A 25,915-nucleotide genomic window follows, 5' to 3' on the forward strand; every position below is an offset into this window, starting at 1 on the left:
CCCATGAAGCTCCTTTGTTCGCCCGCCTCGCCCTATTCCAACAAGGTGCGGATGGCCGCATATTTTCTGGGCCTGGATTTGAACGCTATCCGGGTCGACACCAATACCGGACCGGCGATCCTGGTGGATAACAATCCGCTCGGCAAGATCCCGACGCTGCTGACCGATGACGGGATCTCGATATATGACAGCGTAGCGATCATGCATTATTTCGACCGGCTGACGAAGGGTGGGCTCTACCCTTCGAAGAAGGGCAAGCGCACGGATGCGGAAATCCTCGAGGCGCTGTGCGACGGCATCTGCGACTGCCTGCTGGCGATCGTCTACGAGCGGCGCTTCCGCGACGAGGAAAAAATTCACCAGCCGTGGATCGACCGGCAATGGAAGAAGGCGACGAGCGGGCTCGCTCATCTCAGCGCCAATCCACCGAAAACAGGCAAGAAGCTCAATGGCGGACATTTCGCGCTGGCCGCGACGCTCGATTATCTCGAGCTGCGCTTCAAGGACCAATGGGAAGCCGATCATGCGCCTCTGATCGACTGGCAGCGGCAGTTCGACAAGAAATTCCCTGCCCACAGCGAGCTCAAGTCTGAGGGCTGAGCGGGCTCAGCGTCTGGAGCAACGAGCACACAGCAAAAAGCCGGGCGACGTGCCCGGCTTTTCCATGTTCGAATATTCAACTCGCTTAGAACTTGACGCCGATGCCGAGCTTGACGCTGTTCTCGTCGTAACCGCGCGAGAAGCTGCCGGAGTCGAGGTCGTAATCCTTGCTCTGGTAGTCGGTGTAGCGATATTCCAAGCGCGTCGTGATGTTGTTGGTCACGAAGGCTTCGACACCAGCGCCGACCGTATAGCCGTAATTCGTCTTGCTTTCGTCCGAGGTACCGTCGGAAACCTTGACGTCGCCGATGGCAAGACCAGCTGTGCCGTAGAGCAGGAAGGGATTCATGTCGTAACCGACGCGGCCACGGACGGAGCCGTTCCAGCCATACTTGTTCTTGACGCCGCCTGAGGAGACATCGTCGCCGCTGTAGCCGAGATCGGATTCAACGCCGTAAACGATCTGGCCCTGCTGCCAGTTGTAGCCGGTGAAGACCTGGCCACCGAAACCGTAGGTGTGACGGTCGGAACCGAAGTCACCCATGTTGTAGGTGCCGGCGCCGCCGAGGTAGAAGCCTTCCCAGTTGCCAGCCGGCTTGACCGGAGCTTCCTGGGCGACCGGTGCTTCCGGAACCTGGTCGACGGCATCGGCCGCCTGAGCTGCCGAGACGCCCGCAATTGCAAAAACGGAGGCCATGAGGCCAGCAATGAGTACACGCATACTTAGTCTCCTTTCAGTCCCGCGCCGCTTACCATCTGTCTATCAGTGAAGCATTGGCGGGATATTGCCAGATGTCCCTTCCGGATCGAGATTGAAATTGGAACTGAAATGCGGATTTGAAAGAGCCAAATTGTGATATCATTGTGGCTGCCGCATGGCTGAAATTCGATGTTGCTTTGGCGCAACATGCACTTTGTTAACCCTACCGAAGAGTTAAACTTAAAATACCTATTTTAGGAAATCGCATTCTTAAATAATACATAGAATATCCGGCTCTCCGACGCAACCGCAACGGCCTATTTATATAATCTCCGCCCGCCCCTATATAGTCTGCTGACAGACTCGCGGGATCAGAAGGCAAGATTTTGAACCACAAAAGACTTCGCTCGGCCCTTATAACAGGGGCTGCAAAAAGAATAGGCCGGGCAATCGCCGAAGACCTTGCCGCAAATGGCTTTTCCGTTGCGATCCACGCGAACGGCTCCATCGGTGAGGCCGAAGAGCTGGTGGCGGAATTGCGGCAAAAGGGACAAAGGGCGATCGCGCTGCAGGCCGACCTTAGCGATCTTGGCGAGACGGGCGCATTGGTCGCGAAGGCGTCGGAAGCGCTCGGACCGCTCGATCTGCTCGTCAATAATGCGTCGGTCTTCCAGCATGATTCCGCGCGTAGTTTCAATGCCGCCACATGGGCATTGCACTTCGACCTGCATGTCCGCGCGCCCTCTATCCTTGCGGCGGCCTTCGCGCAGCAGATGCCCGCTGAGGCAGCAGGGCTGATCGTCAATATCATCGACCAGCGGGTCTGGGCGCTGAGGCCCAGCTTCTATTCCTATACCCTCTCCAAATCCGCGCTGTGGACGGCGACGCAGACGCTTGCACAGGCATTGGCGCCACGCATCCGCGTCAATGCCATCGGCCCCGGCCCCTCGATGCCGAGCGAGCGGCAGGCGATGGAGGACTTCCAAGCGCAGGTCTCAGCCCTTATCTTGCAGCGAGGGCCGGCGCTGGAGGAATTCGGACAAACGATTCGCTTCCTTTACGACACGCCCTCGATCACCGGCCAGATGATTGCCCTCGACGGCGGCCAGCACCTCGCCTGGCAGACGCCCGATGTGGCGGAGATTACGGAATGAATGGACGAAAGCTGCCGGATGGCGGCGTTCTCTACGACGAGACGGATGAGAGCGAAGACGATATCGAAGTGGAAGGCGACGTTTCCGCCGCCGCCCCGCTTGCGGCTGCGGTCGACTGGAACGCGGGCAGCCTCAACGAGACCGGGCTTATCGGCGCGGAACTGATCGCCGAATTCGTCAAGCGGCTCCCCAACAGCCCCGGCGTCTACCGTATGTTCAACGCCGAGGGTGACGTGCTCTATGTCGGCAAGGCGCGCAGTCTGAAGAAGCGCGTCAACAATTACGCCGTCGGCCGCGTGCATTCCAACCGCATCGCCCAGATGGTGCGCCAGACGGCCAACATGGAATTCGTGACGACGCGCACGGAAACCGAAGCGCTGCTGCTGGAAGCAGATCTGATCAAGCGCTTGCGGCCGCGCTTTAACGTGCTTTTGCGCGACGACAAGTCGTTTCCCTATATCCTCATCACCGGCGATCACCGGGCGCCGGCGATCTTCAAGCATCGCGGTGCGAGAGCGCGAAAGGGCGACTATTTCGGACCTTTCGCTTCGGCCGGCGCAGTCGGGCGGACGATCAACTCGCTGCAGCGCGCCTTCCTGATCCGCACCTGCACCGACAGCGTCTTCGAAACGCGCACGCGGCCCTGCCTGCTCTACCAGATCAAGCGCTGTTCCGGTCCGTGCACGCATGAGGTCAGCGACGAGGGTTACGACGAACTGGTGCAGGAGGCGAAGGACTTCCTGTCCGGCAAGAGCCAGAAGGTGAAGTCGCATATGGCCGAGGCGATGAACCAGGCGGCCGAGGACCTCGATTTCGAACGAGCGGCGATCTATCGCGATCGCCTGGCGGCACTGTCGCATGTGCAGAGCCATCAGGGCATCAATCCGGCCGGCGTCGAGGAGGCTGACGTTTTCGCCATCCATCATGAGGGCGGCATCTCCTGCATCCAGGTGTTCTTCTTCCGCACCGGCCAGAACTGGGGCAACCGCGCCTATTTCCCGAAGGCCGATCCGCAGCTTTCGAGCGCCGAAGTGCTGAATTCCTTCCTCGCACAGTTCTACGACGATAAGCCGGTGCCGAAGCAGATCATGCTGTCGCAGACGGTCGAGGAACTGGAACTGCTCGCCGCAGCACTCGGTGAAAAGGCCGGCCACAAGGTTTCCATCCTCGTGCCGCAGCGCGGCGAGAAGCGCGATCTCGTCGACCATGTCGTCGGCAATGCGCGCGAGGCGCATGGGCGAAAGCTCGCGGAGACGGCATCGCAGTCGCGGCTGCTCGAAGGTTTCAAGGAAACGTTCAAGCTTGCCTATACGCCGCAGCGCATCGAGATCTACGACAATTCGCATATCATGGGCACCAATGCCGTCGGCGGCATGGTGGTCGCGGGGCCGGAAGGTTTCGTCAAGAACCAGTACCGCAAGTTCAACATCAAATCGACCGACATCACGCCCGGCGACGACTTCGGCATGATGAAGGAGGTGATGACGCGGCGTTTCTCGCGGCTGATCAAGGAGGAAGGCATTCCTGACCGGACGGCGCAGGCGGCGACCCCCGACGCTGCCGACATGCCCTTCCCGACCTGGCCCGATGTGATCCTCATCGACGGCGGCCAGGGGCAGATGACGGCAGTGCGCGCCATCCTTGCGGAACTCGGCATCACCGAGAGCGTGACGGCGATCGGCATCGCCAAGGGCGTCGACCGCGATGCCGGGCGCGAACGCTTCTTCCCGCCGGGACGAGAAAGCTTCACGCTGCCGCCGCGCGATCCGGTGCTCTATTTCATTCAGCGCATGCGCGACGAGGCGCATCGTTTCGCGATCGGCTCCCACCGGACTCGGCGCAAGAAGGAAATGATCAAGAACCCGCTCGACGAGATCGGCGGCATCGGCCCATCGCGCAAACGCGCGCTGCTCCAGCATTTCGGCACGGCAAAGGCGGTTTCGCGCGCCGCCCTGTCCGACCTGATGGCGGTGGAAGGCATATCGGAAGCCGTCGCCAGGCAGGTCTATAACCATTTCCACGACGACGCCGCGAAATAACCGGCGTCCGTCGCAAATTCCACGCAAAGGCGGTGAAAAGACAGAAAGAATGTTGACGGTCCGCGGCCAAAGCCGTCATCTACCGCAACGACCCGAGCACGATGCGGAGGTCCTAAAGTGTTACAGCGTCCTTGGCGCGTCAGAAAAAAGGCGCGGCGCTGTAGCAGCGCATCAATTCAGAGAAACGATCCCATGGCATCGCGTGCGTACAGCATTCCCAATCTTCTGACCTACGGTCGTATCCTCGCCGTGCCGCTGATCGTTCTCTGCTTCTTCATCGAGGGCAGGCTGTCGATCAGCAACACGGCGCGCTGGGTGGCGCTGTGGATCTTCGTCATCGCCTCGCTCACCGATTTCCTCGACGGCTATCTCGCGCGCATCTGGAACCAGACGTCGAATATCGGCCGCATGCTCGACCCGATCGCCGACAAGCTGCTGGTCGCCTCGATTCTTCTGCTGGTCGCGGCCGACCAGACGATCGCCGGCTGGTCGATCTGGGCGGCGATCACCATTCTCTGCCGCGAGATCCTGGTTTCGGGCTTGCGCGAATATCTGGCGGCGCTGAAGGTCAGCGTACCCGTGACGCGGATCGCCAAGTGGAAGACGACGCTGCAGCTTGTCGCCATCGCCTTCCTGCTCGCCGGCCCGGCCGGCGACGAGATTTTCCCCTATACGACGCAGATGGGCATCGCGCTGCTGTGGATCGCGGCGCTGCTGACCATCTACACCGGCTATGATTATTTCCGCGCCGGACTGAAACATATCGTGGATGACGAGGAATGACGCGGCTTATCTACTTCGCTTGGGTGCGCGAGCGCATCGGCAAGGGCGAGGAGGAGATCGACCTCCCCTCCTCCGTCGTCACCGTTGCCGATCTCCTCACTCATTTGAAGACGCTGGGCGAAGAATATGAGACCGCACTTCAATATCCCGACGTGATCCGCGTGGCGCTCGACATGGAGCATGTCGAGCATGACGAGCCGATATCAGGGGCGAAAGAGATCGGGATATTTCCGCCGATGACGGGGGGATAGGGCGGTGACCGTGGTGCCGTGTCGCTACCCCCCTCTGCCCTGCCGGGCATCTCCCCCACAAGGGGGGAGATTGGCTGGGAGCACGGGTTTCCTCAAACAGTCGACGTTTCAGCCCGGCAAAACTGTAGATGGGCACGATGGTCAAGCCACGCGTAATCTCCCTCCTTGTGGGGGAGATGCCCGGCAGGGCAGAGGGGGGTTGGCACGGCACGCCCTCTCCATAACCTTCGCTACGGTATCAAAGCAGTTGGGGATGTTATCATGACCATCACCCCCATCACCCCCACCATCCGCGTCCAGCATGAGGACTTCGACCTGCGGGCCGAGGTCGATCGCCTCTCCAAGGGCAAACCCGGCATCGGCGCCGTCGTCACCTTTTCCGGCCTCTGCCGCGATGAAGGCGGGACGCTGGCAGCCCTCGAACTCGAGCATTATCCTGGCATGGCTGAAGCGGAGATGCGGCGCATCGGCGATCTGGCCATCGCGCGGTTCGGACTTCTCGGCCTCACCGCCATCCACCGCTACGGGAAGATCGCTGCCGGCGAGAATATCGTGCTCGTCGTCGCGGCCGCACCGCACCGGCAGGCGGCGTTCGACGGCGCCAATTTCGTCATGGATTTCCTGAAGACTGCTGCCCCCTTCTGGAAGAAAGAGCACGCCAGGGATGGTGCCACCGGAGACTGGGTCGCGGCGAAGGACTCCGACGACGCAGCGCGCGACAAGTGGAAGTAAATTAGTAAATTAGAGCACCACGCGCTCCCTGCGGCTCATGACCAAGAGCAGGACGAGCAGCGAGAAGATAACCAGATCCCGCCAGACGAAGGGGCCATAGGCGCCCCACATGGTTTCGACGACGGCAAGCGCGGCCGCGCCGCCGGCCGAGCGCAGCGGATCGGAGTAGCCGCCGACGGCTGCGATCAACAGCACCTTCAGTCCGAACATCAGGCCGGAGCCGAAATCCATCGAGCCGTAATAGAAGGTGGCGAGGATGCCGCAGATCGTGGCGACGAGAGCGGCTGCCGCATAGGCGACGAGAAAGACGCGGTCGGCGCTGGTGCCGCAGAGTTCGGCTGCCAGCGGGTCATCGGTGACGGCGCGCCAGATGCGGCCCCAGGCCGTGCGCCTGAGGATCAGCGTACCGATCGCGACGATGGCGCACATCAGCGCCGTGTCGATCAACTGGATATGGGTGAGCGTCACCTTGAAGGGGCCGTCGCTCCAGAAGACGACCGTGTCGTTCAGGAATGGCGGCAGCCAGATGGCGCGGGTATTGGCGGCAAGCCGGGCAGTCTCCATCAGCACGATCATCATGCCGAGGGCGGCGACGATGACCGTATTCGGCGATTTGCTGACCAGCGGCAGCATGATCGAGCGGCCGATCCATAGGCCCGCCCCCAGCGAATAGACGATGGAAGCGCAGGCGCCGACGGCAAGGGCGGCCGGCAGCACCAACCAGAAGCGGTTGAAAGCAAGTTCGGTGAAGAGCAGCAGGATCTGGCCCGCGAAGGCAAAGATCGCCCCATAGGTGATGTCGGCCCGCTTCGTCACGCCGAAGGCGACGGCATAACCGAAGGCAAGCGCGGCATAGAGGGCAGCAAGTGGAACCGCATTCGCCAGCTGCTGCAGAAGATAGGCCATTCGAGACACTCCGCGTCATTAAAATTATAACTGGTAAAACCTATTTCGCTAGTTATAATTTCATCATGAGCTTTTCCTGGACCCCTCACCGCTTTGCCGGCGGCGCACTGGCGCTCGATGTCGTCAACAGCGTCGTTCTGCGCCACGATGCAACGCGGCGGATCGACCGCTTCGCGGTCAGGGATCAGATGCGGAGCTTTCCGCGCGCCGCCGCCGAATACTGCGCCGAGCGTGCCCTTTTCGGCGATATCGCGCCGGTGGCGGCGGAAAGCGAAGCGGATTTCATCGCGCTGCGGGAAGCGATCGACGTCTATTTCCGCGAGCGTATACTGAATGGCGGCGACGACCAATTGCTGGCCGGGCTGCTGGAAGCGCTGGCGAAGACATTGCGCGACGCGGGCCCCAACAGCCTAGCCGCGGCGACCGCCCATTCGGCACTGCGGCTGATCGCCATGCCCGATCTGGAGCGCATGAAGATCTGCGGCAATTGCGGCTGGCTGTTCATAGACCGCAGCAAGAACAGGAGCCGGGCCTGGTGCGACATGGCGGTCTGCGGCAACCGCGCCAAGGCGAACCGTCACTATCGCCGCAAGAAGGAGGAGACGCCATGAAGAAATATATGATCGTAGTGGTCGCAGCAACCGCCCTTCTGCTTTCCGCCTGCCAGCGACAGGCGGAAAACCTGGTCGAGGTCACCGGCCATCTCTTCGTCTTCAACTATCGGGTGGCGAGCGCCACCTATCTGCTGACGCTGAAGAAGACAGGCCCCATCCCCGACGGCTCGGTCATCATCGCCGAATTCGAAAATCCGCAAGGAGGCGATCCGTTGGTGCTGAACCAGAAGATCTACCCGATCGACGACAAGATCGCTCTGCAGAGCGAAAAACTGCACTGCGTGCGCAAGGACCGCCCCTATTCCGTCAGTGTCCGGCTGGTCGACAAGGACGGCAAGGTGCTGCAGGAATTGAAGACGCAGTTCCGGTCCGACCTCGACCAGACCGTCCTGCCGAGCAAGCCGCTCGTCGTCGGCGCGCTTTATGACAAGAACCCGGAGGTCTTCAAGCCTGATGGCAGTGTCGATTTCTCGAATACCGACAAATGCCCGGCATAGAGAAATGTATAGAAAAAGCCGGAGCAAGGCCCCGGCTTTCGAGAGTCAATTCAAGGCATTGCCGGCGAATGCCGAAGCGTGGCCTCAGCCGACGATTTCGGTATCGGAGAACCAGTACTTGATTTCCTGGGCAGCTGTTTCAGGAGCATCCGAGCCGTGAACGGAATTCTCGCCGATCGACAGAGCGTGAACCTTGCGGATCGTGCCTTCGTCAGCGTTTGCCGGGTTGGTCGCGCCCATGATCTCGCGGTTCTTGAGGATTGCGCCTTCGCCTTCCAGCACCTGGACGACGGTCGGGCCGGAGGTCATGCCTTCGACCAGCTCACCGAAGAAGGGACGGTCCTTGTGAACGGCGTAGAAGCCTTCGGCTTCGCGACGGCTCATCCAGACGCGCTTGGAAGCGACGACACGCAGACCGGCATCTTCGAGCATCTTGGTGATAGCGCCTGTCAGGTTGCGCTTCGTTGCATCAGGCTTGATCATCGAGAAGGTGCGTTCAATCGCCATAGTCAAATCCTCTGTTTTCTCGGGAAAAGTGGGCGGTCTTTACCCGCCCCAACGCCCGAAAACAAGAGGTAGGCGGCAATTTCACGCCGCTGTCACAGTCCTGCCGCGGTTTTGGTGAAGATCGAGGCAGCGTTCGAACCAGGCCATGACGGGATCGTCGGCAGCCAGCATGGCGAGACCGGCGGAGACACGCAGCCATTGCAGCGCGCCGAAGACGATATAGTCGGCAAAGAGCGGTGTCTGCCCGCCGATGAAGGGTTGGAATTTCAGCATGTGCCGGAGCGGCTCCAGCTTGGCGCCGAAGGCGGCCTTCTCCACCTCGCTATCGGCGGCAACCATTTCCAACGGCTTGCCGAGCCGAGCCTCCCGGCTTTCGCGGAAATAAGCCTTGTCTCCCTCGTCGAGGTTCGCATGGATGTCGAGAAGGGCGATGCGCATGATCGCCGGATGGATGATCATCTGCGAATAGCCTTCCACCATCCGCGACAACGCCTTGCCGCCTTCGCCGTTGAACAGTGACGGCCGCTCGGGATAGGCCTCCTCCAGATAGAGCGCAATGTCGAAGCTGTCGGAGACCAGCCGGCCATTGTCGTCGAGAACCGGCACGATCGACGAGACGCCGCCGCCGATCGCGCTGATGCGGGCATAGGTGGTCAGGATCTCCTCGAAATCGAGCCCCTTGTGCGCGAGCGCCATGACAGCCTTCCAGCAATGGGGCGAAAAGAAGCGCCGCTCGTCGGCGCCGCAGAGGGAATAGAGGGCTCTGGTCATGACAGTCCTTTCGAGATCGCAGCTCTATCCATTCCACGACAGAAAGCGCCTGCGATCAAATCAGGAAATTTCATGGCGTCATCACTCGGCTTTCTGGGGAAACCGGCTAGACTGCCGATACGACACGGGAGGGGCAGGATGCTCAGACATTACAAGATGTTCGCCGCCTATAATCGCTGGGCCAACCGCCAAGTCTATGCGGTCGCGGCCGAACTCAGCGATGCAGAATTCCGCAGCGACCGCGGCGCCTTCTTCGGCTCGCTGCATCGCACGCTCAATCATCTGCTCGTCGCAGACCGGATATGGATGAAGCGCTTCACCGGTACCGGCGAGGCACCGACGACGCTGAATGCCGTGCTCTTCGAAGATCTGGATGCGCTTGCCGCCGTACGCAAAATCGAGGACGAGCGTATCATTGCCTGGATGGACACGCTGGACGAGGCAGCTCTTGCCGCCGACTTCACCTATGTGCCGGTGACGCAGCCGGGCGAATTCACCCAGCCGCTGGCTCCAGCGCTTGCGCATCTCTTCAACCACCAGACCCATCATCGCGGCCAGTGCCACATGACGCTGACCGCGCTCGCCAAGCCGAGCCTTACGCTTGATCTCATCTACTTCCTGCGCAGCGAGGGTTGCGAGTGGATGTGAGGCACGATCTAAATTAAGAAGCCTCCCACTTTTCGGAGTCATGGTCTGGCCATCAAGACTGAATTAACCGCCATTGCCGGTTCTGCCGCCAATCCTGGGCTATCCCGGCGAAAGTTCAGCCTCTCTTAAAAGCTTACGGGCATAACGTGATGTGAGAGATGAGGCTGGGTCGCGAGGGATCGTCATGCAGAATGCAAGCGCAAACGCATTGTTGCCGCGCGAGGCTGTGCGCCCGGCGCCGAAGGGGGATATTCAGAAGATCGCCCAGCACATGGCGCGCCTCAACGTCGCCGCGCTGCCGCGCAATTACGAGCTCTTTCACGAGGTGATCGTCGGGCTGAATGCCGGCCTTGCGCAGGATATCGCAGCACTCGGACCGCAGCCGCAACAGCCCATGCTCGACGAGCTCGGCCTGAGATACCGCCTCGTCGGCCATTGCGGGCTGGCAGGCGAGACCTCACGGAATGAGGCGAGCCGAATGCTGCGCGATGTGGCGGAAAGGCTTGCCGAAGGGCTGAAGCACAAGAATACCTTTGCGCGCGCCTGCAGCGCTATCCTGAAATCCGTTTCCGGCCAGAGCGACCAGAGCCTTGCCGCTTTCCTCAGCGAGGTCGATTATCTCACTGCGTCGCTTTCGACCGTTCTTGCGGCCGAGATGGAAATCGGCGCGAAGCTGCAGGACGATATCAAGACGCTGGAAACGCTGGAGCGCGGCATTTCGGCAATGCAATCGGCCGCCATCGCCGACAGGATCACCGGACTTCCGAACCGCATTGCGCTGAACCGGACGATCGCCGATCTCTACGAGCGGGAAGAAGGTGCCGCCGGCAGCGCACTGATCATGATCGATATCGACAAATTCACCGATCTCAACGACAAATACGGCACGCAGGCAGGCAACAAGCTCCTGAAGAAGCTCGCCGGCCTCCTCCAGAAGTCGATCAAGAAAAACGATTTCATTGCCCGCACCCAGGGTGATGAATTCGCCCTGTTGTTTTCCAATGTCGGCATGCAGGATGCGATGGCGATTGCCGAGCGCCTGCGCGCCTCCGTCGAAGACAATCTGGTCTTCGCGACATCCGACAAGACCGATCGCGGCAGGCTCACCATCTCGATCGGCGTGGCGCTCAGCACCGATGCGGCAACGCCAGGGCAGTTGCAGGCCAATGCTCGCGTGGCGCTTCTCGCCGCGCAATCGAACCCCCGACTGCCGGTGCAGGCTTTCGGCCGCTGAGGCGGCGGACACGTGTTCTGGCCGCGGGACAAGCAAACTTGCCGGCGCACAAGCAAGCTTGGCGCGGGGATAAGCGCTCTTGCCTTGGCGAGCGCTTTCAGCCAAAACGCCGGCCATGATCACGCTCACCGATATTTCCGCCCGCATTGCCGGGCGCCTGCTTCTCGACAATGCCAGCGTTTCGCTGCCTTCAGGCACGAAGGCTGGGCTCGTCGGGCGCAACGGCGCCGGCAAGTCCACGCTTTTTCGCGTCATCACCGGCGATCTCGGCTCGGAGAGCGGAACGGTGTCGATCCCGAAGGCCGCACGCATCGGCCAGGTGGCGCAGGAAGCGCCGGCGACCGAAGACGCGCTGATCGAGATCGTGCTTGCCGCGGACAAGGAACGTACCGCCCTCGTTGCCGAGGCGGAAACGGCAACCGATCCGCACCGCATCGCCGAAATCCAGATGCGCCTCGTCGATATCGACGCGCATTCGGCCGAAGCGCGTGCGGCGAGCATTCTTGCCGGCCTCGGCTTCGACAAAGAGGCGCAGGCTCGCCCCGCCTCCTCCTTCTCCGGCGGCTGGCGCATGCGCGTCGCCCTTGCCGCCGTGCTGTTTTCCGAGCCGGATCTACTTCTGCTCGACGAGCCGACCAACTATCTCGACCTCGAAGGCACGCTGTGGCTGGAAGACTATGTCAGGCGCTACCCGCATACCGTCATCATCATCAGCCACGATCGCGACCTGTTGAACAACGCGGTCAATGCGATCGTCCATCTCGACCAGAAGAAGCTCACCTTCTATCGCGGCGGTTACGATCAGTTCGAGCGGCAGAAGGCGGAAGCCGACGAGCTGCAGACGAAAGCCAAAGCCAAGAACGACGCGGCGCGCAAACATCTGCAGGGCTTCATCGATCGCTTCAAGGCCAAGGCTTCGAAGGCCCGGCAGGCGCAATCGCGCGTCAAGGCGCTGGAGCGCATGGGAACGGTCGCCGCTGTCATCGAGGACCATGTGCAGCCGATCACGTTTCCCGAGCCGGAAAAGCAGCCGGCTTCGCCGATCGTCGCGATCCAGAGCGGCGCCGTCGGCTACGAGCCCGGCAATCCGATCCTGAAGAACCTCAATCTGCGCATCGACAATGACGACCGCATCGCCCTGCTCGGCTCGAACGGCAACGGCAAATCGACCTTCGCCAAATTCATCTCCGGCCGGCTGGCGCCGGAGAGCGGCGAAGTGAAGATCGCGCCGAGCCTGAAGATCGGCTTCTTCGCGCAGCACCAGCTCGACGACCTCATCCCCGAGCAATCGTCGGTGGAGCATGTGCGCCGCCTGATGCCCGGCGCGCCGGAAGCCAAGGTGCGCGCCCGCGTCGCCCAGATGGGGCTTGCGACCGAGAAGATGGCGACGGCCGCCAAGGATCTTTCCGGCGGCGAAAAAGCCCGCTTGCTGATGGGGCTTGCCGCCTTCAACGCGCCCAACCTGCTGATCCTCGACGAGCCGACCAACCACCTCGACATCGACAGCCGCCGCGCGCTGATCGAGGCGCTGAACGACTACGAAGGCGCCGTCATCCTGATCTCGCACGATCGCCATCTGATCGAGGCGACGGTCGATCGGCTGTGGCTGGTCAATGGCGGTACGGTGACGACCTTCGAAGGCGATATGGACGAGTACCGCGACCTCATCGTCACTTCCGGTAAAAAAAAAGAAGAAAGGCCGCAGCTAGCTGAAGACGCGACGTCGAAGGCCGACCAGCGCAAGCTCAATGCCGAACGTCGCGCCTCGCTGACGCCGCTCAGGAAAAAGATCAATGAAATCAGATCCTTGACGGCGAAGCTGGAGAAACAGATTCAGGCGCTTGACGCGGAACTTGCGGACCCGGCCCTTTACGAGAAGACGCCCACTAAAGCGGCCGAGAAGGCAAAGCAGCGCGGCGAAGCTGCGGCAAAACTGGCGGCTGCCGAGGAAGACTGGCTGATGCTGTCTGCCGAATACGAAGAAGCGATGGCGGGATAGTCACAAGTCTTAAGGAAAGCGTGGCGAAGTGCCGCGCTACAACACAATTTTTGCCGATCTCAACCGATCGTTAACCATAATCCGAAAGGTTGTCTCAACATTCATTACCGATTTGTTGAGCCCTTTCCATGTATCGTTTTTTCGTTCTGTCCTGCATGGCCCTCACGGCCGCCCTCTCCGCCTGCAGCACCGCCAGACAAGCCGCTCCCGATACCACGATCAAGACCTCGTCGGTGATCGCGCCCGAAGAGCGGAAACTTGCCTATGCCGGCGACGATGCGACCCCGCGCCTTGCCGGCCCGCATCATCTGGCCGGACGGATACTGGAGGTCTCCTCGCTCGCAGATCTCAAGCTGCAGGACAAGGAAGTGATCCTCAGCTTCGACGACGGCCCGATCCCTGGCCGGACCGACAAGGTGCTGGCAATCCTCGACCAGTTCGGCGTCAAGGGTGCCTTCATGATGGTCGGCGAGATGGCCGATATGCATCCGGCGCTCGCCCGCAAGGTCGCCCAGGATGGCAACACGATCGGCAGCCACACCTATGACCACGCCAACCTGAGTTCGCTGAGTTTCGACGCGGCGATGGCCGAGGTGATCAAGGGCGAATTGGCGGTGACCAAGGCGACCGGAACCGACGTCTCCTTCTTCCGCTTCCCTTATCTTGCCGAGAGCCACAGGCTGCGCGCCGCGATCGCCATGCGCGACATGGTGGTCATGGATGTCGATATCGACAGCAAGGACTACTTCACCACGACGCCGGTCTCCATAACCCAGCGGACGATGAACCTCTTGCACAAGCGCGGCCGCGGCATCATCCTGATGCATGACATCCACAAACGCACGGCGACGATGCTACCGACCCTGCTCTCGAAACTCGAAGCCGAAGGTTACAAGGTGGTGACGCTGAAATTCAAGAAGACCGAGGTGCCGAACACCGTCGTCGCCTCGGCCGATTTCGTGACGACCCGCTAGCGCATGAGCCCGAAAATCGAAATCGATCTTCGGGCCTATGCTAAGATTCAAAGTGTTACGGCGTCCTTCGCGCATCTGAAGAGACGCGCGGCGCAGTAAGGCGGGTTGCCAATTCGGGGTCGGCTGCCTAGATCTGTCCGACATCAACGGAAGCTGGCAGGCCGGACATGAACCTTCATCTCGAAACGGACGACGATCCGCGCACCCGCCAGTTCATCGACGAACACAACGCGCTTTCCGACGCGGCGTTGAAAACTCCGGAATTCGCTGGCGATCGCGACGCGATCAAGGCGCTGATCGAGCGGCAAGACAGGCTGACCGTTCCGATGCGCCGAGGCGAGTGGCTGTTCGATTTCCGCCAGAGCAAGGACAATCCTCTCGGCGTCTGGCTCCGCCTGCCGGCGGACCAGGAGCCGCTGCCGGACGCCGCCTGGGAGCCGGCCTTCGATCTCGACGCCTTCTGCGTGAGGGAAGGCAAGCGCTGGAACTGGCGCGGTGCCGTCACCTGCCCGTGGGAACCCACGCGGGTGCTGCTCACACTTTCGGACGGCGGCTCCGACCTTCTCCGGCTGCTCGAATTCGATGCCGAGCGGAGACAGATCGTCGAGGGCGGCTTCGACACCCCGGCCGCACGATCGCATGCCACTTGGCTGAGCCGCGACGAAATCTGCTATTTCGGTTCCATCGACCGGTTTTCGGCGACCCGTTCCGGGTGGCCGCGGGTCGGGCGGCGATTGAAGCGCGGGCAGCGGCCGGAAGATGCCGCCGTCATGTTCGAAGCAGCAGATGAGGACGTCTACGGCTTCAATCTCGTCATCGACCCTGCCCTGTCAGGCGCTTCGGCGGGTCACGAATTGATCGACATTTTCGTCGCCGCCCACGAGATCGGCGTCGCCAGCGCTTTCCTGATCGCCAGCGACGGGACGCGGCGGCGCATCGATCTGCCCGCCGAGGCCGATTTCCAGTTCAATCGCGATCATTGCCTTTGGCGGGCAAAGACCGATGAGCGCGTTGCGACCGGCAGCCTCGTGCTGCAACGCTTCGATCCCGGCTCTGAGACGGCCCTGCTCGGGCCGGAACGGATCCTGTTTCAGCCTGCCGAGGGCCAGTCCATTTCGCAAATGATGCTGATGCGCGAATGGTGCGTCTTCCTCATCTCCGATCGGCTGCGTCCGCGTCTCATGGTGCTCGACCTGACGAGGCCCGATGCCGAACAGCGCGAGATCGCGCTACCGGCGGACATGCAGACGGCTCACTTCAGGCCGCTCCATGCGGATCTGCATCTTGGCGACGATACGCTCCACATCGTCGGCCAGGGCTTCCTGCAGCCTCCCGCCTGTTATCGCCTCGAGCTGTCGGATCGCAGCAAGCAGGCCGAACTGATTTTCGTCGCCGCGGCGCCAAGCTATTTCGATGCGACCGACATGTCATCCGAACTGCTGGAGGCTGTTTCCGAGGATGGAACGAGGGTTGCCTACCGGCTGGTCCTGCCGAAGCAGTGGACCAAGGGCGCGCTGCCGGTCCTGTTGTACGGCTATGGCGGATTCGATGTTTCGCTGTCGCCGAGCTATTCAGGCGTGACAGGACGCTGGCTGGAGCAAGGCGGTGCCTATGTGCAGGCCTATATCCGCGGCGGCGGCGAATTCGGGCCGGACTGGTATCGCAGCGCCAAGCGGCAGGGGCGAGACCGGGCGTTTGCCGATTTCGTCGCCATCGCTCGCGATCTCGTCGCCCGCGGCTACACCGTACCGTCGCGGATTGCCTGCCAGGGCGGCAGCAACGGCGGCCTGCTGACCGGCGTGATGCTGACGCGTTATCCCGACGATTTCGGTGCCGTCTGGTGCCAGGTGCCGGTTCTCGACATGACACGCTTCCACCTGTTCAGCGCAGGGCAAGCCTGGATGGACGAGTACGGCGACCCGGAGACGCCCGTGGACCGGGATTTCATGCTCGGCTATTCGCCGCTTCACAATGTCAAGCCGGCGACCGAGGTCAGCTATCCGCCGATCTACGTCGAAAGCTCGGCCAATGACGACCGCGTGCATCCCTCGCATGCGCGCCGCTTTGCCGCGCTGCTGGAGGAGAAAGGACACCGGCCGCTCTTCCATGAATTCGGTTCGGGCGGGCATGGCGGCGACGGCAATTCCGAAGAGCGCGCCGCCCGCGCAGCAATGGGCTACAGCTTCCTTCGCCAAACCATCATGCGATAGAATGGAGCAGGAGAGCTTGTCGGCGCTCCTCTTTCTGATACAAACAAGTCAATAATCATACTTTTCATACAGGCTCGAGCGAAACACCATGTCTCCAATCAACCTCGCCATCGTCGGCGTCGGCAAGATCGTCCGCGACCAGCACCTTCCCTCCATCGCCAAGAACCCGGATTTCGAACTCGTCGCCACGGCAAGCCGCCACGGCACGGTCGAAGGCGTCAAGAGTTATACGACGATCGAGGCGATGCTCGACGCCGAGCCCTCGATCGATGCCGTTTCGCTCTGCATGCCGCCGCAATATCGCTACGAGGCCGCCTATAAGGCGCTCGTCGCCGGCAAGCACGTCTTCCTGGAAAAGCCGCCTGGCGCGACGCTGAGCGAAGTGGCCGATCTCGAAGCACTGGCGAGCAAGCAGGGTGCGTCGCTCTTTGCCAGCTGGCATTCGCGATATGCGCCGGCCGTCGAGGCCGCCAAGGCATTTCTTGCTTCGACGACGATCAAAAGCGCGCATGTGATCTGGAAGGAGGATGTCCGCCACTGGCATCCGAACCAGGATTGGATCTGGCAGGCTGGCGGCCTCGGTGTTTTCGATCCCGGTATCAACGCGCTGTCGATCGTCACCCATATCCTGCCGCGGCCGATCTTCATCACCGAGGCCGTGCTCGAATTTCCTGAGAATCGCGATGCGCCGATCGCGGCCGACATTCGCTTCCGCAATGCCGACGGCCTGCCGGTTCACGCCGAATTCGACTGGCGCCAGACCGGCAAGCAAAGCTGGGATATCGTCGCGGAGACGGCAGCCGGCCAGATGGTGCTCGCCGAGGGCGGCGCCAAGCTTCTGATCGACGGCGCGCTGACATTCGCCGAGCCGGAGCAGGAATATCCGTCGCTCTACCGTCGATTCGCCGAAATCATCAAGGCCGGCAAATCGGATGTCGACCTCGCACCGCTGCGCCACGTCGCCGATGCCTTCATGCTCGGCAAGCGGAAATTCGTCGACGCGTTCCACGACTGAGCGTCGCAATAACGTCATAGAAACCGGCAAGATTTGCCGGCCTATGGCAATTATGTTCGGGGGCAGCCGCTCATGAGCAACAAAATCCGCCGCAAGGGCCGATTTTTCCGCGTGTTGAAGATTGGCATCCTTGTGGTGCCGCTTCTCGGCCTTGCAGTATGTTCGAGCGAACTGGACGTCATGCCTCCTGATGCACCGGGCGTTTCCCGATCCGAGGAATATTCCTTCGGATCGGCGACCCAGGCTCAGGATTGGCAGGCCACCCGAAAAGTGCTGGGCCAACTGGAAGGGCGGTTCGGAGAGAAGTCCGTGCGGATACTGGCCCGCAATCTCGCCAGCACCACCGACCCGCAGACCATCAAGGCCTATTATGCCGACCGCCTTGTCCATCAAGCCGGCTGGGCGGAAATGCCGGTCAGCACCTTTGCCGACAAGGCGTGGTCCTTCGCTTTTGTCAGTCCGAATGGAAAGCGGGTTTTGGCAGTGGAAGCGCTTAATCCGTCGGAAGGTGCGGGAGGGATCGTCCCCCTCAACATCCTGACGAACCTCGACGAGGACAAAGGGTCGTAGGGATAACGGCTTCCGCCGGCGCGCGAGAACGAAGCTGGAAGGTTTCAAGCGGCATTCGAAGCGTTACGGCGTCCTGGCGCGTCTGAAAAGACGCGCCATGCTGTAGTATCGTGGCAAAACGGTCAGGCCTTCTTCTCCCACCGCCCTTCTGACGTCTGCTGCCAATAGGTAAGGTTATGCCCCTCGCCTTTCAGCTTCTTCCACTGCGCACGGGCGGCTTCCAGTTGCTCCTGATCGTGACCGTCGAACATGAAGACGATGCGCTCATAGGCGTCGGCCGGCGGCGGCTCGGCGCCGTCGACGATGAAACGCACGGTCGCTGCATTGGCATTGTCTGGCGTCACCGTCAAAAGCACCGGCTGGCTTTCGGCAAAATCGGCCTCGTCGGTACCATGCGGCAGGAAACTCTCCTCGCGGAAAGTCCAGAGATGCTGGTCGAGAGCATCGCGCCGCGTCGGCTCGCGCGTCTGGACGACAACGCGCCAGCCGCGCTCGACGCTTTTGTCGATGAGCGGCGGAAGCGCGTCCTCCAGCCTGGTTTCGGTCAGATGATAGAAGAGAACGTCCGTCATCAGGATTCATAATGGGCGCGAACGAGTTCGTCGAGCAGGCGCACGCCGAAACCGGAACCCCAGGACTGGTTGATCTCGTCCTGCGGCGAGCCCATCGCCGTGCCGGCAATATCGAGATGCGCCCACGGCGTCTCCTGCGCGAAGCGCTTGAGGAAATGCGCGGCCGTAATCGAGCCGGCCTGTCGGCCGCCGGTGTTCTTCATATCGGCGAATTTGCTGTCGATCAACTTGTCGTAGTCCCTGCCGAGCGGCATCCGCCAGAGCTTCTCATTGCTCGAAAGGCCGGCGGCCGTCAGTTGGGCGGAAAGCTGGTCGTCATTGGAGAACAGGCCGGCATGGACATTGCCGAGCGCGACGACGATTGCCCCGGTCAGCGTGGCGAGATTGATCATGAACTGCGGCTTGAAGCGGTCGTTGCAATACCAGAGCGCATCGCAAAGCACGAGGCGGCCCTCGGCATCGGTGTTGATCACCTCGATCGTCTGGCCCGACATTGACGTGACGATGTCGCCCGGACGCTGGGCGTTACCGTCGGGCATGTTCTCGACCAGGCCGATGATGCCGACCGCGTTAACGGCGGCCTTGCGGGAGGCGAGCACATGCATGAGGCCGGTGACGGCTGCCGCACCGCCCATATCGCCCTTCATGTCCTCCATGCCGGCGGCCGGCTTGATCGAAATGCCGCCTGTATCGAAGACGACGCCCTTGCCGATGAAAGCCACGGGACGATCCTTGCCCTTGCCGCCCTTCCACTGCATGACCGCCAGGCGCGGCGGGCGCACGGAGCCCTGGGCTACGCCGAGAAGGGCGCCCATCCCAAGGCGTCGCATCTCCCGCTCCGTCAGGATTTCCACTTCGACGCCGAGCTTTTCCAGCTCCTTCGCCTTGGCGGCGAACTCGACGGGGCCGAGCACGTTCGGCGGTTCGTTGACGAGGTCGCGGGCAAGATTGACGCCGCCGGCAATCGCTTCGGAATCGGAAAACGCCTTCTTGGCACCAGCCGGATCGGCGGTGACGATCGTCACCTTGACGGATTTCGCCGGCTTCTCCTCCTCGTCGCCCTTCTTCGTCTTGTAGGTATCGAAGCTATAGGCGCGCAGCAGCATGCCGAGCGCGAAATCGGCGGCTGCCCGCGCGTTCGTCTCAAGCCCAGGCACGTCGATGAAGGCAGCAGCCTTGTCGGTGTTCTTGATTCTCGATGCCACAGCACCACCGGCCTTCAGCCAGTCATGGGCAGTGAGTTCGGCGGCCTTGCCAAGTCCGACGACCACGATGCGCTCGACGGGCGCGCCTTCGGGGGCAACGATATCGAGCGCGGCCATGGATTTCGCGGAGAACCGGGCGATCCTGGCAGCCTTGGCGATCACGCCTGCCGGATCGACCGCTTCGGCGCCGGCAGCGCCGTCGGCCTCCGCAGTCTTCAACAGGATCGCCAGGCCGCCATTGAGCTTTGCCGACTTCGAGAATGAAATTTCCAACTTTACTGACATGTCTTCTCCGCTGGGATTCTTTGAAATCCGCCCCTCGCGGATAATTTCGCGTTTGGCGGGTCTGTCAATGGCTTGCGACAATTGTTATGGTCGCCCGCGGCCATCATGGCCCTCATGTTTTCGTCAGTTTCGTAGATATTCGCGTTGACAGTTTTTTCGAAAAATCGATGGCCGGACGTGGCAATCCGCCTGCCGAAAACGACTTTCGGTGCCTTCATGCTGCTGTTTTGGACGTGGTGGGCGCTGCTTGTGGTGTTCCGCGCCTTCCCCGGAATAGACATCTATTTTTCCCAGCTTTTTTTCGTGGGTGCAGATTGCGACGCGACGGCCGCCACTGGGAGCATCTGCGGCGGCTTTCCCTATCGCGACGTCGCGACCTTCGACCTGCTGCGTACCGTCTTCTTCCGGCTGCCCTATGTGGTGGCAATCGTGATGCTGTGGAAACTCGTCGAATGCTATCAGCAGCACGGTGCGACCTTCAACGCCGAGCGGGCGCAAAAGCTCAAAGTCGCGCTCGGAACGCTGCTGATCGGGCCGGTGCTGCTGGTCAATGTCATCCTGAAGGAACATTGGGGCCGGCCGCGGCCGATACAGACGGACATATTCGGCGGTGCACTGCATTTCGTCGAGGCCGGTTCGCTTGCCGGCAAATGCGTTTCGAACTGTTCGTTTATCTCGGGCGAGGCAGCAAGCGCCGGCTGGCTCATCTGCCTTCTGCTCTTCGTTCCCAAACGGCTGCGTTATGCGCTGGCGGCGCCTGTGGCGGCGATCTCGATCCTCACCCCGGCGATGCGGCTATCCTTCGGCGCGCACTACATTTCCGACGTTGTCCTTGGATGGCTTTCGTCGCTTGTCGTCTTCGCCGCGTTGCTGGCGTTAACTGAGTCGCAACAGCATCAAAAAAATTCTGAAATTTGAATGAATTTTTGACACCAGCTTGTCGCAAAAGCGCGACAAAGAGCGTAGAGGGATTCTCCTGCAAAGCCGTTTGGGCGTGTAGGTGCTTTCAAGGGCAGGCATGAAACTACTCGAGACATACATATTGCGGCGCGTCGGCCAGATGTTTCTCGTGGCGCTCCTGCCCGTTCTGGCGATCATTTGGACGACACAGGTTTTGCAGCGCATCAATCTGGTCACCGACAGCGGCCAGTCGATCGGCTCGTTCGCCAAGCTGGCAACGATGATCCTGCCGTCGATCATTCCCGTCGTGCTGCCCTTCGCCCTCGTTATCGCGATCACCCAGACACTGACAACGATGAACAACGATTCCGAGCTCACCGTCATCGACGCGGCCGGGGCGCGGCGAAGCGTGCTGATCCGACCGATCCTGCTGCTTGCCGCCGTCATCAGTGCCCTTTCCTTCTTCGTCGACAACGTCGTCGAGCCGCGCGCAAAGACCGTCGTGCGGCAGATGATCGCCGAGACCTATGCTGACCTTCTCTCTTCGGTGATCGAGGAAAAGACCTTCCGCAAGCTTGATGAAGGCCTTTACGTGCAGATCTCGAAGCGGATGGCCGGCCGCATGCTGAAAGGCCTTTTCGTCGCCGACGAGCGCGATCCGGCCTACGAACTGATCTATTATGCAAAGGAAGGCGCCGTCGACGATACCGGCACGACGCTGATCATGCATGAGGGCGAAGTGCACCGCAAAACGCCCGATGGCAACGTCTCGGTCATCAACTTCGATTCCTATTCCTTCGACCTTTCGGACATGACGGAGAATCGCGGTCAGGCGACGCTGCGCGCCAGCGACCGTGACCTGTGGTTCCTGTTCAATCCAGATCCGGCCGACAAGGACTATACGATCCGGCCGCAGAGCTACCGCGCCGAACTGCACCGCCGGCTGACGGACTGGATCCTGCCCGTCGTCTTTGCGCTGTTTTCACTGGCGATCGCCGGCGATGCGCGCTCACACCGCGAAGCGCGGCTGCATCCGATGGTCAGCGCGCTTGCCTATGCCTTCGCGATGCGGTGGGCGGCCTTCTACGCGGCCAATCAGATCGACACCGACCCTGAATATATCGCCGTCCTCTACGCCATTCCGATCGTCAGCAGCGTCGTCTCGATCGCCTTCCTCGGCCTGCATAAGCGACTGGTCATGCCTTCGTTCATTCGGGACCGGATTTCGTCCTTCTGGAGAGGGATGCAGGAAAGGCTGCTTGCCGTGACCGGCAGGACCGGCGGGGGCGCTGCCCAATGATGTTCGGGACATTGTCGCGTTATTTCTTTCGCCGCTACCTGGTGACGACGGGCTGGTTCCTGATCGGCGTCTCGGCGATTTCCTTCCTCCTCGATTTCAGCGAGACGGCGGGCCGCATGTCCGGCCTTCCCGGCTACACGATCGGCGGCGGCGTCCTGATGACTGCGGTGCGCCTGCCGCTCATCCTGCAGCAGACAGTGCCGTTCATCGCTCTCTTCGTCGGCATGACGGTGCTGATCGGGCTCAACCGCAAATATGAACTCGTCGTCACGCGCGCAGCCGGCATTTCGGTCTGGCAGTTCATGTTCCCCTTCATCGCCGGCTCGCTGGCGCTCGGCCTGTTGACGATGGCGGCGTTGAACCCGCTTGCCGCCTGGGGACAGCGCCAGGCGCTGCTGGTCGAATCCGACTGGCGCGGCGAGAACGCGGTTTTGCGCAAGGCGCCGCAGATTCCGTGGCTGCGCCAGATCAGCGGCCGCGACGATGTCATCATCGGCGCGCATACGGTCCAGGAGAACGGAACCAAGCTGATCGACGCCGTGCTGATCCATTTCGATTCAAGTGGTCAGGTCATTCTGAGACAGGACGCCGCGACGGCAAAATTGGAAGATGGTTACTGGCAACTTAACAATGTTGTCGAGCGCAAGCCTGGCGAAATCCCCGTGCGCAAAGCTTCGGTTCAACTTCGCACCAATCTGAAACAAGACTTCGTCCAGGAGCGGCTGACAGCGCCGGAAACAATTGGTTTCTTTGACCTTTCCAATCGGATCGCGGCGGCCAAATCCTTCGGCATCTCGACCAAGGCATTGGAGACTCAATTCAACTCCTTGTTGTCCCAGCCATTGCTGCTGGTAGCCATGACTTTTATTGCTGCAACAGTGTCCCTAAAATTTAGCCGGTTCAACCAATCCCGCTCCGTGATTCTGGGTGGCATCCTTTCGGGCTTCATGCTTTATGTCATCACCGTGCTTGTAAAGGCATTCGGAAGCAGTGGAGTCGTGCCCCCCTTCGTGGCGACGTGGATACCGGTGGTCGTCGCGCTGGCCTTGGGTGCGACTATTCTGCTTCATCAGGAGGACGGCTAGTGGCGGCAGGCGACCGCAAGTATTTTAGTAAACAGTTGGTTGCCCTGCTTGTCGGCGCGGCTTTATGTTCCTATTTCGGCAGCGCCCCGGCCTCTTTCGGCCAGGCCAGCGCGCCCGAACAAAATATAGAGAAGAAGATTCCCGAAGGGGCCAAGCTTCTGCTTTCGGCCAATGAACTGGTCTATAACCGTGACGCCGATCTGGTGTCGGCGGTCGGTGGCGTGCAGATCAATTATGCCGGCTACAAGATGGTCGCGCAGAAGGTCGAGTACAATCAGAAGACCGGCCGGATGATGGCGATCGGCAATATCGAGCTGGTCAGTCCCGACGGCAACCGTATCTATGCCGACAACCTTGACGTGACGGACAATTTCGCCGACGGGTTCATAAACTCGCTGCGGATCGAAACCGCCGACAATACGCGTATTGCCGCCGAAACCGGCGAGCGCGTCGGCGGCACCAAGATGATTCTCAACAAGGGCGTCTACACGGCCTGCCTTCCCTGCGCCGAAGATCCGAAGCGCGCCCCTTTCTGGCAGGTCAAGGCCCAGCGGGTGATCCAGAATGGAGAGACGCATACGATCCGTCTGGAGAGAGCGCGCTTCGAGTTGCTCGGCCATCCGATCGCCTTCCTGCCGTTCATCGAAGTTCCCGACAATACGGTGAAACGCAAGTCCGGCTTTCTGTTTCCGACGATGAGCCTGTCGCAGAATCTCGGCTTCGGTCTTTCCGTTCCTTATTACTATGTGATCTCGCCGAGCATGGATGCGACGGTCACCGCCACGGGCTACACCGCCCAGGGCTTCCTCATCGAAGGCGAATTTCGCCAACGCTTCGAAAATGGCACGCATATTCTGCGCGTCGCCGGCATCGACCAGGCAAAGCCGGGCAACTTCAGCTCCGGCACCAGCGATGCCGAAGCCGGCCAGCGTGGCATGGTGGCATCGAAGGCCGAATTCCGCATCAATCCGCGCTGGACGTTCGGCTGGGATGTCATGATGCAGAGCGACAACAATTTCTCGAAAACGTATAAGCTGCGGGGCCTGGCCAGTACGGATCGGACCAATCAGATTTATTTGACGGGACTTGGGAAACGTAATTATTTCGACATGCGGGCGTTCTATTTCGACGTCCAGGATGCCGACCGGACGAACACAGCCGAAAAACAGCAGGCGATCGTCTATCCGTCGCTTGACTATCATTACGTGGCGCCGCAACCGCTTGCAGGCGGCGAGCTTTCGGCTGATGTCAACCTGACGAATATTTCGCGCACCCATGACGACTTCTATACCGTCGACGGCTTCGACCGCTTCCGCGGCCTGAAGGGACAAACCTCGCGGCTGACTGCCGAGCTGCAGTGGAAGCGCACTTATGTCACGCCGACCGGCCTGGTGATCACGCCACTGCTGGCCGCGCGCGGCGATGCCTTCGCGCTGAACATGGACGACCCCACAGGTTACGCCGGCAACTACGACGACGGCAATTCTGCCACCCGCTCGATGTTCACCGCCGGGCTGGAGATGCGTTATCCGATCCTGATGACGACTGACAATAGCACCCATATCCTCGAGCCGATCGCACAGATCTATGCCCGCCCCGACGAGCAGTTGGCAGGCCGCCTGCCGAATGAGGATGCGCAGAGCTTCGTCTTCGACGCCACCTCGCTGTTCGACCGCGACAAGTTCTCGGGCTACGACCGCGTCGAAGGCGGGACCCGCGCCAATCTCGGCATCCAGTACACCGGTTCATTCGACAGCGGCTACAAGCTGCATGGCATCTTCGGCCAATCCTATCAGATCGCCGGCCAGAACTCGTTTGCGACCGATGACCTCGTCAATGTCGGTGCGGATTCAGGCCTTGAAACCGACCGCTCCGATTATGTCGGCCTTGGCGGCGTCGAGACACCGTACGGCGTTTCCGTCGCAGCCTCCTACCGGCTCGACGAAAAAGATTTCGAATTCCGCCGCGGCGATCTGACGACGGCCTACCAGAACGACACCTTCGCGACGCAGTTGACCTACACCCATCTCAGCGCCCAGCCGGCATATGGCTTTGCCGAGGACAATGACGAGATCCAGACCAACAGCAGCGTCAAATTCAAGGATTACTGGTCGATCTTCGGCGGCATTGCCTGGGATCTGAACAATGATGTGATCAGCCGGCGGACGATCGGCCTCTCTTATGACGACGAATGCACGATCTTCACGATCGCCTATACGGACAGCAGAGATTCCGAAGACGAGTCGGGAAGCGACTGGACGATCGGCGCACGGCTGACCTTCCGCACGCTCGGCGACATCAAGATCGGTTCCGACACCCTCGAATGACGGGCGATCGGCGCAAACAGGGCCTGAAGCCATTCTT

Annotated in this window: 25 protein-coding genes; 19 read left to right on the plus strand and 6 right to left on the minus strand. The window is 61.0% G+C overall.

Annotated elements, in window-relative coordinates; genetic code table 11:
* Nucleotides 1-3: 3 nt before the first annotated feature.
* A complete protein-coding gene (locus tag ACS4RR_RS17835; protein WP_456189090.1) occupies nt 4-600 on the plus strand; it encodes a glutathione S-transferase family protein in 597 nt (198 codons plus the stop codon).
* 85 nt (nt 601-685) lie between these two features.
* Here the strand turns inward: ACS4RR_RS17835 and ACS4RR_RS17840 are convergent, their stop codons facing one another.
* Nucleotides 686-1,321 (minus strand): outer membrane protein, encoded by a 636-nt coding sequence (locus ACS4RR_RS17840; RefSeq protein WP_017963745.1) that lies wholly within the window; start codon nt 1,319-1,321, stop codon nt 686-688.
* 365 nt (nt 1,322-1,686) lie between these two features.
* On the opposite strand from ACS4RR_RS17840, the gene ACS4RR_RS17845 reads away from it, so the two are divergent.
* From ACS4RR_RS17845 to ACS4RR_RS17865, 5 genes are all read left to right on the plus strand, one after another.
* Entirely contained in the window at nt 1,687-2,454 is a 768-nt protein-coding gene (locus ACS4RR_RS17845; RefSeq protein WP_017963744.1) for an SDR family oxidoreductase, read from the plus strand.
* Nucleotides 2,451-4,493, plus strand: a complete 2,043-nt coding sequence (gene uvrC / locus ACS4RR_RS17850; RefSeq protein WP_456189091.1) for an excinuclease ABC subunit UvrC — start codon at nt 2,451-2,453, stop codon at nt 4,491-4,493. The genes ACS4RR_RS17845 and uvrC overlap by 4 nt, the downstream gene beginning before the upstream one ends.
* 192 nt (nt 4,494-4,685) lie before the next feature.
* On the plus strand, nt 4,686-5,276 hold the full coding sequence (pgsA, locus tag ACS4RR_RS17855; RefSeq protein ID WP_017963742.1) for a CDP-diacylglycerol--glycerol-3-phosphate 3-phosphatidyltransferase: 591 nt from the start codon (nt 4,686-4,688) through the stop codon (nt 5,274-5,276).
* Nucleotides 5,273-5,527 carry a molybdopterin converting factor subunit 1 gene (gene moaD, locus ACS4RR_RS17860; RefSeq protein ID WP_017963741.1) on the plus strand — a complete coding sequence of 85 codons (255 nt, stop codon included), beginning with the start codon at nt 5,273-5,275 and terminating at the stop codon, nt 5,525-5,527. The genes pgsA and moaD overlap by 4 nt, the downstream gene beginning before the upstream one ends.
* Before the next feature lie 261 nt (nt 5,528-5,788).
* Nucleotides 5,789-6,259, plus strand: coding sequence for a molybdenum cofactor biosynthesis protein MoaE (locus ACS4RR_RS17865; RefSeq protein ID WP_456189092.1), 471 nt, complete (start codon nt 5,789-5,791; stop codon nt 6,257-6,259).
* A gap of 9 nt (nt 6,260-6,268) precedes the next feature.
* Here the strand turns inward: ACS4RR_RS17865 and ACS4RR_RS17870 are convergent, their stop codons facing one another.
* The gene (locus ACS4RR_RS17870; RefSeq protein ID WP_162118479.1) at nt 6,269-7,165 is read right to left on the minus strand and encodes a branched-chain amino acid ABC transporter permease; all 897 of its coding nucleotides are present in this window, start codon (nt 7,163-7,165) and stop codon (nt 6,269-6,271) included.
* Nucleotides 7,166-7,230: 65 nt separating this feature from the next.
* On the opposite strand from ACS4RR_RS17870, the gene ACS4RR_RS17875 reads away from it, so the two are divergent.
* Both ACS4RR_RS17875 and ACS4RR_RS17880 read left to right on the plus strand, forming a co-directional pair.
* A complete protein-coding gene (locus ACS4RR_RS17875; RefSeq protein ID WP_456189093.1) occupies nt 7,231-7,776 on the plus strand; it encodes a CGNR zinc finger domain-containing protein in 546 nt (181 codons plus the stop codon).
* Nucleotides 7,773-8,276 (plus strand): hypothetical protein, encoded by a 504-nt coding sequence (locus ACS4RR_RS17880; protein WP_456189094.1) that lies wholly within the window; start codon nt 7,773-7,775, stop codon nt 8,274-8,276. The genes ACS4RR_RS17875 and ACS4RR_RS17880 overlap by 4 nt, the downstream gene beginning before the upstream one ends.
* Before the next feature lie 84 nt (nt 8,277-8,360).
* Here ACS4RR_RS17880 and ndk read toward each other — a convergent pair whose 3' ends face one another.
* Both ndk and ACS4RR_RS17890 read right to left on the minus strand, forming a co-directional pair.
* The gene (gene ndk, locus ACS4RR_RS17885; RefSeq protein ID WP_004680549.1) at nt 8,361-8,783 is read right to left on the minus strand and encodes a nucleoside-diphosphate kinase; all 423 of its coding nucleotides are present in this window, start codon (nt 8,781-8,783) and stop codon (nt 8,361-8,363) included.
* An 81-nt stretch (nt 8,784-8,864) separates the two neighbouring features.
* Entirely contained in the window at nt 8,865-9,554 is a 690-nt protein-coding gene (locus ACS4RR_RS17890) for a glutathione S-transferase family protein (RefSeq protein WP_456189095.1), read from the minus strand.
* Between the two features lie 138 nt (nt 9,555-9,692).
* On the opposite strand from ACS4RR_RS17890, the gene ACS4RR_RS17895 reads away from it, so the two are divergent.
* The 7 genes from ACS4RR_RS17895 (at nt 9,693) to ACS4RR_RS17925 (ending at nt 18,204) form a co-directional block, all read left to right on the plus strand.
* A complete protein-coding gene (locus ACS4RR_RS17895) occupies nt 9,693-10,202 on the plus strand; it encodes a DinB family protein (protein ID WP_260298519.1) in 510 nt (169 codons plus the stop codon).
* A 184-nt stretch (nt 10,203-10,386) separates the two neighbouring features.
* Nucleotides 10,387-11,436: a GGDEF domain-containing protein gene (locus ACS4RR_RS17900; protein WP_260110565.1), complete on the plus strand. Its 1,050-nt coding sequence runs from the start codon at nt 10,387-10,389 to the stop codon at nt 11,434-11,436.
* Nucleotides 11,437-11,551: 115 nt separating this feature from the next.
* Nucleotides 11,552-13,435 carry an ABC-F family ATP-binding cassette domain-containing protein gene (locus tag ACS4RR_RS17905; RefSeq protein ID WP_456189096.1) on the plus strand — a complete coding sequence of 628 codons (1,884 nt, stop codon included), beginning with the start codon at nt 11,552-11,554 and terminating at the stop codon, nt 13,433-13,435.
* 128 nt (nt 13,436-13,563) lie between these two features.
* On the plus strand, nt 13,564-14,409 hold the full coding sequence (locus ACS4RR_RS17910; protein WP_222293300.1) for a polysaccharide deacetylase family protein: 846 nt from the start codon (nt 13,564-13,566) through the stop codon (nt 14,407-14,409).
* A gap of 167 nt (nt 14,410-14,576) precedes the next feature.
* Nucleotides 14,577-16,619 carry a prolyl oligopeptidase family serine peptidase gene (locus ACS4RR_RS17915; RefSeq protein ID WP_260110563.1) on the plus strand — a complete coding sequence of 681 codons (2,043 nt, stop codon included), beginning with the start codon at nt 14,577-14,579 and terminating at the stop codon, nt 16,617-16,619.
* An 88-nt stretch (nt 16,620-16,707) separates the two neighbouring features.
* Nucleotides 16,708-17,634, plus strand: a complete 927-nt coding sequence (locus ACS4RR_RS17920) for a Gfo/Idh/MocA family protein (RefSeq protein ID WP_170278208.1) — start codon at nt 16,708-16,710, stop codon at nt 17,632-17,634.
* Between the two features lie 72 nt (nt 17,635-17,706).
* Nucleotides 17,707-18,204 (plus strand): hypothetical protein, encoded by a 498-nt coding sequence (locus ACS4RR_RS17925; RefSeq protein WP_222384809.1) that lies wholly within the window; start codon nt 17,707-17,709, stop codon nt 18,202-18,204.
* A 122-nt stretch (nt 18,205-18,326) separates the two neighbouring features.
* Here ACS4RR_RS17925 and ACS4RR_RS17930 read toward each other — a convergent pair whose 3' ends face one another.
* Nucleotides 18,327-18,776 carry a DNA polymerase III subunit chi gene (locus ACS4RR_RS17930; protein ID WP_017963728.1) on the minus strand — a complete coding sequence of 150 codons (450 nt, stop codon included), beginning with the start codon at nt 18,774-18,776 and terminating at the stop codon, nt 18,327-18,329.
* A complete protein-coding gene (locus ACS4RR_RS17935; protein ID WP_456189097.1) occupies nt 18,776-20,266 on the minus strand; it encodes a leucyl aminopeptidase in 1,491 nt (496 codons plus the stop codon). Before ACS4RR_RS17935 ends, ACS4RR_RS17930 begins: the two co-directional genes overlap by 1 nt.
* A gap of 144 nt (nt 20,267-20,410) precedes the next feature.
* On the opposite strand from ACS4RR_RS17935, the gene ACS4RR_RS17940 reads away from it, so the two are divergent.
* From ACS4RR_RS17940 to ACS4RR_RS17955, 4 genes are all read left to right on the plus strand, one after another.
* Nucleotides 20,411-21,184, plus strand: a complete 774-nt coding sequence (locus ACS4RR_RS17940) for a phosphatase PAP2 family protein (RefSeq protein WP_260110561.1) — start codon at nt 20,411-20,413, stop codon at nt 21,182-21,184.
* A 100-nt stretch (nt 21,185-21,284) separates the two neighbouring features.
* Nucleotides 21,285-22,466: an LPS export ABC transporter permease LptF gene (gene lptF / locus ACS4RR_RS17945; RefSeq protein ID WP_017963725.1), complete on the plus strand. Its 1,182-nt coding sequence runs from the start codon at nt 21,285-21,287 to the stop codon at nt 22,464-22,466.
* Nucleotides 22,463-23,551, plus strand: coding sequence for an LPS export ABC transporter permease LptG (lptG, locus tag ACS4RR_RS17950; protein WP_017963724.1), 1,089 nt, complete (start codon nt 22,463-22,465; stop codon nt 23,549-23,551). The genes lptF and lptG overlap by 4 nt, the downstream gene beginning before the upstream one ends.
* Entirely contained in the window at nt 23,551-25,878 is a 2,328-nt protein-coding gene (locus ACS4RR_RS17955; protein WP_222384702.1) for an LPS-assembly protein LptD, read from the plus strand. Before lptG ends, ACS4RR_RS17955 begins: the two co-directional genes overlap by 1 nt.
* Nucleotides 25,879-25,915: the final 37 nt, after the last annotated feature.

The sequence above is a fragment of the Rhizobium zaerense genome (assembly GCF_051810725.1).
GTDB classification, from domain to species: Bacteria; Pseudomonadota; Alphaproteobacteria; order Rhizobiales; family Rhizobiaceae; genus Rhizobium; species Rhizobium leguminosarum_I.

What these genes read in the sequence shown, in the direction of transcription:
- ACS4RR_RS17835 (WP_456189090.1), top strand. Translation starts at nt 4, where the DNA reads ATGAAGCTCCTTTGTTCGCCCGCCTCGCCCTATTCCAACAAGGTGCGG.
- ACS4RR_RS17840 (WP_017963745.1), bottom strand. Translation starts at nt 1,321, where the DNA reads ATGCGTGTACTCATTGCTGGCCTCATGGCCTCCGTTTTTGCAATTGCG.
- uvrC (WP_456189091.1), top strand. Translation starts at nt 2,451, where the DNA reads ATGAATGGACGAAAGCTGCCGGATGGCGGCGTTCTCTACGACGAGACG.
- pgsA (WP_017963742.1), top strand. Translation starts at nt 4,686, where the DNA reads ATGGCATCGCGTGCGTACAGCATTCCCAATCTTCTGACCTACGGTCGT.
- moaD (WP_017963741.1), top strand. Translation starts at nt 5,273, where the DNA reads ATGACGCGGCTTATCTACTTCGCTTGGGTGCGCGAGCGCATCGGCAAG.
- ACS4RR_RS17865 (WP_456189092.1), top strand. Translation starts at nt 5,789, where the DNA reads ATGACCATCACCCCCATCACCCCCACCATCCGCGTCCAGCATGAGGAC.
- ACS4RR_RS17870 (WP_162118479.1), bottom strand. Translation starts at nt 7,165, where the DNA reads ATGGCCTATCTTCTGCAGCAGCTGGCGAATGCGGTTCCACTTGCTGCC.
- ACS4RR_RS17875 (WP_456189093.1), top strand. Translation starts at nt 7,231, where the DNA reads ATGAGCTTTTCCTGGACCCCTCACCGCTTTGCCGGCGGCGCACTGGCG.
- ACS4RR_RS17880 (WP_456189094.1), top strand. Translation starts at nt 7,773, where the DNA reads ATGAAGAAATATATGATCGTAGTGGTCGCAGCAACCGCCCTTCTGCTT.
- ndk (WP_004680549.1), bottom strand. Translation starts at nt 8,783, where the DNA reads ATGGCGATTGAACGCACCTTCTCGATGATCAAGCCTGATGCAACGAAG.
- ACS4RR_RS17890 (WP_456189095.1), bottom strand. Translation starts at nt 9,554, where the DNA reads ATGACCAGAGCCCTCTATTCCCTCTGCGGCGCCGACGAGCGGCGCTTC.
- ACS4RR_RS17895 (WP_260298519.1), top strand. Translation starts at nt 9,693, where the DNA reads ATGCTCAGACATTACAAGATGTTCGCCGCCTATAATCGCTGGGCCAAC.
- ACS4RR_RS17900 (WP_260110565.1), top strand. Translation starts at nt 10,387, where the DNA reads ATGCAGAATGCAAGCGCAAACGCATTGTTGCCGCGCGAGGCTGTGCGC.
- ACS4RR_RS17905 (WP_456189096.1), top strand. Translation starts at nt 11,552, where the DNA reads ATGATCACGCTCACCGATATTTCCGCCCGCATTGCCGGGCGCCTGCTT.
- ACS4RR_RS17910 (WP_222293300.1), top strand. Translation starts at nt 13,564, where the DNA reads ATGTATCGTTTTTTCGTTCTGTCCTGCATGGCCCTCACGGCCGCCCTC.
- ACS4RR_RS17915 (WP_260110563.1), top strand. Translation starts at nt 14,577, where the DNA reads ATGAACCTTCATCTCGAAACGGACGACGATCCGCGCACCCGCCAGTTC.
- ACS4RR_RS17920 (WP_170278208.1), top strand. Translation starts at nt 16,708, where the DNA reads ATGTCTCCAATCAACCTCGCCATCGTCGGCGTCGGCAAGATCGTCCGC.
- ACS4RR_RS17925 (WP_222384809.1), top strand. Translation starts at nt 17,707, where the DNA reads ATGAGCAACAAAATCCGCCGCAAGGGCCGATTTTTCCGCGTGTTGAAG.
- ACS4RR_RS17930 (WP_017963728.1), bottom strand. Translation starts at nt 18,776, where the DNA reads ATGACGGACGTTCTCTTCTATCATCTGACCGAAACCAGGCTGGAGGAC.
- ACS4RR_RS17935 (WP_456189097.1), bottom strand. Translation starts at nt 20,266, where the DNA reads ATGTCAGTAAAGTTGGAAATTTCATTCTCGAAGTCGGCAAAGCTCAAT.
- lptF (WP_017963725.1), top strand. Translation starts at nt 21,285, where the DNA reads ATGAAACTACTCGAGACATACATATTGCGGCGCGTCGGCCAGATGTTT.
- lptG (WP_017963724.1), top strand. Translation starts at nt 22,463, where the DNA reads ATGATGTTCGGGACATTGTCGCGTTATTTCTTTCGCCGCTACCTGGTG.